Origin of the sequence: Streptacidiphilus jeojiense (assembly GCF_000719095.1) — a bacterium.
GTDB classification, from domain to species: Bacteria; Actinomycetota; Actinomycetes; order Streptomycetales; family Streptomycetaceae; genus Streptacidiphilus; species Streptacidiphilus jeojiensis.
The window spans coordinates 1-1,345 of record NZ_JOEH01000080.1; the positions used below are offsets into that span (position 1 = coordinate 1).

A 1,345-nucleotide genomic window follows, 5' to 3' on the forward strand; every position below is an offset into this window, starting at 1 on the left:
AGAGGGCGTTAAGTCCCGTTCTTGATGGTTTGGCGTCGCTCGTTCGTGGGGCTGTCCGTCATCCAGGAGTGCCCGGTGGGGCTTGGGCTGTGTCATGGAGGCATGGAACGTCGGGCGTATCCGAGTGATCTGACGGACGATCAGTGGGGTTTGATCGAGCCGATGATCACGTCGTGGAAGCTGGAGCGGGTGGCGCGGTCGGCGACCGGGGACCCGGGGTCGTGCGACCTGCGGGAAGTCGTGAACGCGCTGTTCTATCAGAATCGGACGGGCTGTCAGTGGCGGTATCTGCCGCATGACCTGCCGGCCTGGTCGGCGGTGTTCTACTACTTCACCCAGTGGCGCAGGGACGGTCTTGACCAGCGGATTCAGGAGCTGCTGCGCTGCCAGGTCCGGGAGCGGGCGCGCCGATTAGAGGACCCGTCCTTGGTGGTCCTGGACACCCAGTCGCTGCGGGCGGCTGCCGGGGTGCCCAGGACGACGACGGGACTGGACGCGGCGAAGAGGACACCGGGGCGCAAGCGCGGGCTGGCCGTGGACGTGATAGGGCTGATCATCGGCGTGGTGGTGCTGCCCGCCTCGGCCCATGAGAACACCGCCGGGATCGCGCTGCTGGACCAGGCCGCCGAGCGCTGCGGCAACCGCCTGGAGAAGGTCCTGGTCGACCAGGGCTTCAAGGACGCCGTGATCATCCACGGTGCGGTGTTGGGTATCACGGTCGAGGTCGTGCGGCGCAACCCCGAGGACAAGGGCTTCGTGCCGCAGCCCAAGAGGTGGGTGGTCGAGCAGGTCAACGGCACGCTGATACTGCACCGGCGCCTGGTGCGCGAGTACGACCACCGTCCCGAGAACTCCGCCGCCCGCGTCTACTGGGCGGCCACCGCGAACATGGCCCGCCGGCTCACGGTTCCCGCGTGCCCCTGGCGCGACCTCGAGCTGGCCGCGTGAACGTCACCGACCTCCTGCGGCACCTCCAGGCCGAGCAGGACCAGGCCGCCGCCCACACCGAGGACCTGCAACAGCAGATCGACGACCTCACGGCGGCCCTCGCCGATGCCCGAGCACACCTCGCGGAACTGCAGACCGCCTGCAAGGTCATCGAGGGCATCATTGGGCCCGGGGCCGAACCGCAGCCGGCGCCGGATACCTACCAGCGCCTCGTGGCCCACTTCAACGACCACCCCGCTCAGCCCTTTCGGGCCCGTGAACTGCACGAACTGCTAGACCTGCCCACCGACGAGGCCTCCGTGAGCACCACCCGAAGCCGCCTAGGCCGACTCGTCCGCCAAGGCGTCCTCACCCAACCCGGACGAGGCATCTACCAAAAACGGACTTAACGCCCTCT

Annotated in this window: 2 protein-coding genes; both read left to right on the plus strand. The window is 68.1% G+C overall.

Annotated elements, in window-relative coordinates; all coding sequences use genetic code 11:
- Positions 1-102 precede the first annotated feature (102 nt).
- Positions 103-948: an IS5 family transposase gene (locus IF29_RS0141045; RefSeq protein WP_030267628.1), complete on the plus strand. Its 846-nt coding sequence runs from the start codon at positions 103-105 to the stop codon at positions 946-948.
- A complete protein-coding gene (locus tag IF29_RS0141050; protein WP_030267631.1) occupies positions 945-1,337 on the plus strand; it encodes a type IV toxin-antitoxin system AbiEi family antitoxin domain-containing protein in 393 nt (130 codons plus the stop codon). The genes IF29_RS0141045 and IF29_RS0141050 overlap by 4 nt, the downstream gene beginning before the upstream one ends.
- Positions 1,338-1,345: the final 8 nt, after the last annotated feature.

Bases quoted from the DNA above. Each gene is read 5' to 3' on its own strand.
- IF29_RS0141045 (WP_030267628.1), top strand. From the start codon at position 103: ATGGAACGTCGGGCGTATCCGAGTGATCTGACGGACGATCAGTGGGGT.